Raw genomic sequence first — 6,224 nt, forward strand, 5'->3', positions numbered from 1 at the left:
AATAATTTGTTTTAAGTCCATTGGATCAAGTGTGTTGGCCATATCGCTTTTTTTTAAGCGACAAGGTAATGTTTACTTGATCTTTCAAAGTGGCACAAAACGAACCGAAACAACTGGCACAAAACGAACCGTTATGGATTCACCCACCAGCCAAAAGTGGCACAATTTGAACCGAAATGCCTGGCACTAACCGACCGAAATCACTGGCACAATTTAGTCCGAGTTATCCAAACGGTGTGAAGCAAGTGGGTGGAGACACCTTTTCTGCCACTAAGCAAGCCATATTTGCAGCTCTTGAGGCTGCTAAAGAATTTGGCGATGAAAATGCTGAATCACTCAGAAAAGCCATACGTGAAGGTGTTGGTGGTTCAAAAGAAATTCTTGATGAAATCAAAAAATAGGCTTGAATGGCCTGTTAATGAAATGGGGCTGCCTAAAAAGCAATTTAAACTAGTGTAAAGATTTTTAAATAAGCGAATTATTGTTATCTTTGTCGTATGGCAAGAAAAGGACAAACACTACAATTGAGCGAGGATGACTACAAAACATTAGTCACCACATCCCGGGCACACAGTGCTGATCACAGATCGGTTGTGCGTTCAAAGATCATTTTGATGTTAAATGATGGGCATAGTTATGATTCGGTTAAGGCCGAATTAAAAGTAGGCCGTGAGGCTATCGCAAAGTGGAAAAGACGGTTTATAAAGTCGGGTATTGAAGGCCTACAAGATGCGCCCAGACCTGGAAAACCGGCTGTTTATTCTGAGGCAGACAAGGCACGTGTAATAAATAAGGCATGCTCAAAGCCAAAAGGTGGGTATTCCAACTGGAGCCAGCGCAGAATAGCCAAAGAACTTGGTATGAGCCAAAGCACAGTGCAAGGAATATTAAAATCCCATGACCTTAAGCCGCACAAGGTTGAATATTGGTGTGGAAAAAGTACTGACCCGGAGTTCGAAGAGAAAATGCTAAATGTCGTTGGATTATATATGAACCCTCCTGAAAATGCTTTGGTATTGTCTGTAGATGAAAAAACACAAATACAGGCCTTAGACCGCTCCCAGCCGGGACTTCCTTTACGAGAGGGAAACCCAAAACGATTGACTGCTACCTATAAAAGGCATGGTACCGTATCTTTAATTGCTGCCCTTTCTGTGCATGACGGTGAAATCACCGCAGATACAATGGACAGAAACAATTCGCAGAACTTTCTAAAGTTTTTAAAGAAAATATACCGGAAATATCCATATAAGCATCTTCATATAATTGCAGATAATTTGAATGTTCACAAGCATAAGGATGTCAAACAATGGATAGAGTCGAAACAACGGATAACAATACACTTTACACCAACATATTCATCATGGCTAAATCAAATCGAAATATGGTTTAACATTTTCTCTAAAGATGTTTTAAAAGGTGCAGTGTGGCATAGCAAAAAGCAATTAACCAACCAAATAATTCAGTATATTGAAACCTATAACAAAGAAAGAGCTAAGCCTTTTGAGTGGACTTATGATGGAAAGAAGAAAAATAGTTCGACTAATACTAAATCATTACACTAGATAAAAATTTTGGGATACAAACAGTCTATGCAGACCGGAAGGATTTTGGTGAAATTCACCGTTATATTTCTGAAGATTTGACACAAGGAAAATTCACTCTTGAAGCCAAAAACTATTTTATTCAGCAAATGAAAGTTTTAGAAGGTAAAGGAGCAGACGGAATCATCCTGGGATGCACCGAATTGCCGATGCTGCTTTCACAAGAAGATTTTCATCTGCCGGTGATGGATACTACACAACTGCATGCGCAACTGGCGGTGGACTTTATATTGGATTAATTTTATTTCTAAGCAATTAAAGAGCATACACCAAATTGGCATACACATTCCTGTGTGGACGCGGAATGTTGTTCCAATCTGCATAAGTGGAATAGTTTTCATCAAAAAGATTTTCTGTTTCGGCTTTGAGTACTATTTTTTGGTTGTTGACATGAATAATTTATTAAATTACTCAATTAAATAGGGTATATGCCGATGTTTGTCTTTATATGCCTTTCAACATTGAATCAAGTCCAACAATATTAAAAGCAGAAAAACTTATGAAGCAGCAGGGTATCCTTGCCTCATAGAAAACAGTTCGACTATAAATGATGTAAATTAAAAACCCCTCTCATATTTCATTAAAAAAAAATAACTTTACCTTCAAATTAAAGACACATCCCGGTTATGAAAACATTGACTTCTTTGTCTCCATTTCAACATGTACTTAGTTTTCACAAACTTATTGCAATTTGTGAAGAAAAGGCTCATAGAGTCGATATTGAGCCTTTTGAAAAAAAATACCTGGACGAGTTGCTTGCGTTTATCCAACCTTTAAAAGATAAAGACGACATTTTTCATTTTGAAGATTTAACCGACTACCATAGCGAATTAAAAGCACTGCTACAGTTTTTGTTTCCGGAGTCCATGACCAACAATGAAATCAAAGCTTTATCTTTCCCTTTAGACGAAGAAATATATTATCCAACCAAGCGCTTTCAGCGGTTATTAGACAACGCCGGAACCCATTTTAAGCTTGTAGTAAGAGACTTTAATCCGGAGTTTTTATTCCAGATGCATTGTGCCTTTATTTTACAAAAGATTTATAATGTGCAAACCGACTTTAATATGCCTCTATATGCAAATATTGATGCTCAAAATGGTGACGTCAGGCATTTTAAGGTGAACTACAACATTGATTTAACTGATGTTGTTGTAACTGAAAAGGCCCCAAAAATAACCAAGGAAGACATCGATCTTTTATTGGGCAACATCAAGGACGTGGATTTTTGGAAAGAAAAGTTTCCTCCCGGCAGCTATATCATGAAAGGCATTACTATTGTCAACTTGATTGACGTGACTATAGATGAGGCTATTTCATCACTCAAGACTACCCTTCTCACAGAGGATGATTCTAACTTTTTACTGAGCAAATTCACCTCGGTTTTTCGGATTTTATTTCAGGTAGAAGACATTCGTGTGGGGTTTACGCGGTTTGATATCAACAACGAAAGCCTGAGTGAGTTTGACATCCTCAATGTGCCCAATTTTATTCTGGATGACAATACGCACAAAGATTGTTTGACCGGTTTATGTGAATCAACCTATGAGGCTTTGATCAGGAAAAAAGAATACTACGTTATTAGTAGTGTGGACGCCTACTACCAAAATAGTGGTGGAAATTTTTTGTCCAGTAGCTTAAAGAGGAACAACATACAAAGTTGCATTCTGGCTCCCATTTCACAAGGAGAAAAGCTATTGGGGGTGCTTGAGATTGTATCACATCAAAAAAACGCATTGAACGAAGTCAATGTCTACAAACTAAACGATGTAATCCCCTACATAGCAACAACCATGAGCCGCAAGATTACGGCCTATGAAGACCGTATCAAGGCAGTTATTCAAAACGAATGCACCTCCATTCACCCCAGTGTTTTATGGGTATTTGAAGAAGAAGCCCGGCGTTTTATTAAAGAAAAAGATACTACCGGTCATGCCGTTTTCAATGACATTGCTTTTCAGGATGTTTATCCACTGTTTGGTCAAATAGATATCATAGGTTCTTCAGAAGCCAGAAATAAGGCCATCAAAGATGATTTGTTTTATTTACTTACTCTTGCAGAAAAAATTATCACTCAGGCCGCTAAAGAAAAAAACACCGAAATCTTTAATGAAAAACTTTTTCAAGTCCAATCTGTTCGGGAAGAAGTTATTGCGATTTTCACAACTTCAACGGAACAAGTTGTCATTAATTTTCTCAAAAAACAAGTGACCCCATTGATTGAGCATCTTACTGAAAACAACTTCTCTGACAGAAAACTTATAGAGGAATATTCAAACTGTGTTAAAAACAATTTTAAAGACAACCAAAAACACCGTGCTAAATTTGATAATGACATTGCAACCTTTAACAGGGAGTTAAGTGAATTGCTTGATGACAAACAATCTAAAGCACAGGAAATTTTTCCTCACTATTTTGAACGCTATAAAACTGACGGTGTAGACCACAATATGTACGTTGGAAATACCATTTCTCCAAAACAAAAATTTCACATCATTCATTTACAAAACTTACGTTTGTGGCAATTAAAAACTATGTGTGAGCTAGAGCGCAAATTTTATGAAGTAAAAGAAGCCATTAATTCTGATTTGAATGCGGCCTCATTAATATTGGTTTACAATACAGCCATTTCTATTCAATATCGTATGGATGAGAAAAAGTTTGACATCGATGGCAGTTACAATGCACGCTATGAAATCATAAAGAAACGCATTGACAAAGCCCACATTAAAAATACGCAGGAACGCATCACTGAAAAAGGGAAAATTGTTATTGTTTATTCTAACGAAGAGGATGGTCTGGAATATAAAAAATACATCCATTTTTTACAAGCCACCAACTACCTGGCTAATAAAATAGAGCATTTTGAAATCGAAAATCTTCAGGGTGTCACAGGTCTTCAGGCTTTAAGAGTGGAAATAGCTTATTGATTTCTAAGCAAACAATGCATCGCATATTCTTGATTATAAGTTTTTTTCTCAACTGTTGTTTAGAGAGTTGAAAATGAAATAATATAAGCCAGCACCGATAAAATAATGCCCAGCATAAAGATAATATAGGTAACGCGCAATAATTTATATTTTCTGTTCAGCACAACTCCCAGTGAAAACAAGTCCTTGTTCAGAGCTTCATATATATCTTCTCGTTTTTGAATGGTTTCATTCATAGCCCAGGTAAAATCCTGAAAAGGCATTTTGTGAAAATTTCCAAAAAAAAGTATGTTCACTTTTTTATCAAGCACATCTTCTTTGTCAAAACGTCCGCTGCTGATGTTTGGTCTGGTTGAAAGTATCGCTCCTATGATGGATGCCACACTAAAAAGCATTAGGATAAAAGTTGGCAAGAGCAAATGTGCATTTGAAGGGTTGTCGAATTTAGAACCCAATCCGGAGATGATTACAGTAATGATAATTGCATTTACAGAAAGTAAAATGTTTGCTTTAGTGTCAGCTATATCGCTCAATTTTAAATGATTTCTTAGTGTGACCCGATACAATGTCTGGATGCCACGCTCAGGGTTTTCATTTTTTATTTTAGCTTTAAAAGCTTCCTTTTTTTCGCTTTTAGACTGTTTCACTTTTTGGTTCAATAAACCAAGAAGGTTTTCATTTTTACCAGTCGTCCAATTTTTGATGGCATAGTCTGTATAAAAACGATGGTTTTTGGTCAACATTACAATGTTTTCCTGAAGCCAGTCAGACGGAGTGCAGCTGTGAATATTATGAAGAATTAATTCCTGCCGCAACAGCTCAGAGGTTTCTTTAAAGTAATCTTTTGCAAAATGAGAACAATCGGCATCTTTAATGACTTGTTCTAATTTTGTTTGGGGAGAAACTTTCATCCTAGTTACTTCAATACAAGCTGTAACTTGTTTAATTATATCCTGTTTGACACCTTCTGTCTCCAGAAACTTTTTGGCAATCTGAATACTATGTGTTTCATGGTCGTCAAGACTTACTGTATAGCCGGTATCGTGCAGCCAGGCAGCCAGCAAGATAATTTCCTTGTCTGTATCTGTCAAGGCTTGGGTATTGTCAATAATTTCCTGAGCACTTTTTACGACTCTTTTGGTATGGGTGTAGTTATGATAAACAAAAGTAGTGGGTAATTTTTCCTTAAAGAGTTCAAAAACAAACCGGTCTGCTTTTTCAACGATTGAATTCATTGTATTTTTTTATTAAAATTAATTAAAATCCCACTAATTTAGCATACAAATTTCAACTAACTTTAATATTCTATTTTCATTTGTTAGGCTCTATGGTAAAATCACACACATTTACACTGCTTGTATTGATACTATTTTCTGGTTGTGCTACTTATCAGTCCCAATACAGAAATTCAAAAATTACCGTCGAAAATAAAGAGAAACAAACAATCCTAAAAACATTCTACCTGTTTGGTGATGGTGGGTATATAGATGATCAACAAACAACAGATGCCCTAAAGGCTTTTGAAGCATATACAAAGGACAAAGGTTCCAAAGATAAAATTGTCTTGTTTCTGGGAGACAATATCTATCCAAACGGGATGCCCCCCCGGGATCACCCGCGGCGTAAAAACGCTGAATACACTTTAAATAAGCAGTTTGAAACGGTTAAAGACAAAGCAGAACAACTCATA

The 6,224-nt window shown here is 36.5% G+C and carries 7 protein-coding genes; 6 read left to right on the forward strand and 1 reads right to left on the reverse strand.

Features of this window, described 5'->3' with window-relative positions:
- The 5 genes from AC6F75_RS01405 to AC6F75_RS01425 form a co-directional block, all read left to right on the forward strand.
- The coding region (locus AC6F75_RS01405; RefSeq protein WP_500713137.1) for a hypothetical protein at window positions 1-190 on the forward strand (190 nt) is incomplete at its 5' end.
- Window positions 177-401, forward strand: coding sequence for a hypothetical protein (locus tag AC6F75_RS01410; protein ID WP_500713138.1), 225 nt, complete (start codon window positions 177-179; stop codon window positions 399-401). The genes AC6F75_RS01405 and AC6F75_RS01410, both read left to right, overlap by 14 nt.
- Before the next feature lie 96 nt (window positions 402-497).
- Window positions 498-1,565 (forward strand): IS630 family transposase, encoded by a 1,068-nt coding sequence (locus AC6F75_RS01415; RefSeq protein ID WP_500713139.1) that lies wholly within the window; start codon window positions 498-500, stop codon window positions 1,563-1,565.
- A gap of 65 nt (window positions 1,566-1,630) precedes the next feature.
- Complete coding sequence (locus AC6F75_RS01420) at window positions 1,631-1,843, forward strand: aspartate/glutamate racemase family protein (protein WP_500713143.1); 213 nt, start codon at window positions 1,631-1,633, stop codon at window positions 1,841-1,843.
- A 387-nt stretch (window positions 1,844-2,230) separates the two neighbouring features.
- Window positions 2,231-4,534 carry a GAF domain-containing protein gene (locus AC6F75_RS01425; protein ID WP_500713140.1) on the forward strand — a complete coding sequence of 768 codons (2,304 nt, stop codon included), beginning with the start codon at window positions 2,231-2,233 and terminating at the stop codon, window positions 4,532-4,534.
- 59 nt (window positions 4,535-4,593) lie between these two features.
- Here AC6F75_RS01425 and AC6F75_RS01430 read toward each other — a convergent pair whose 3' ends face one another.
- Window positions 4,594-5,769, reverse strand: coding sequence for a Pycsar system effector family protein (locus AC6F75_RS01430; RefSeq protein ID WP_500713141.1), 1,176 nt, complete (start codon window positions 5,767-5,769; stop codon window positions 4,594-4,596).
- 92 nt (window positions 5,770-5,861) lie between these two features.
- Here AC6F75_RS01430 and AC6F75_RS01435 point away from each other — a divergent pair.
- Window positions 5,862-6,224 (forward strand): hypothetical protein (locus AC6F75_RS01435; protein ID WP_500713142.1); only part of this gene is annotated, 363 nt, incomplete at its 3' end.

Source organism: Planktosalinus sp. (genome assembly GCF_059864935.1).

Coding starts and splice junctions, on each gene's coding strand:
- AC6F75_RS01410 (WP_500713138.1), top strand. CDS start 177: ATGCCTGGCACTAACCGACCGAAATCACTGGCACAATTTAGTCCGAGT.
- AC6F75_RS01425 (WP_500713140.1), top strand. CDS start 2,231: ATGAAAACATTGACTTCTTTGTCTCCATTTCAACATGTACTTAGTTTT.
- AC6F75_RS01415 (WP_500713139.1), top strand. CDS start 498: ATGGCAAGAAAAGGACAAACACTACAATTGAGCGAGGATGACTACAAA.
- AC6F75_RS01430 (WP_500713141.1), bottom strand. CDS start 5,769: ATGAATTCAATCGTTGAAAAAGCAGACCGGTTTGTTTTTGAACTCTTT.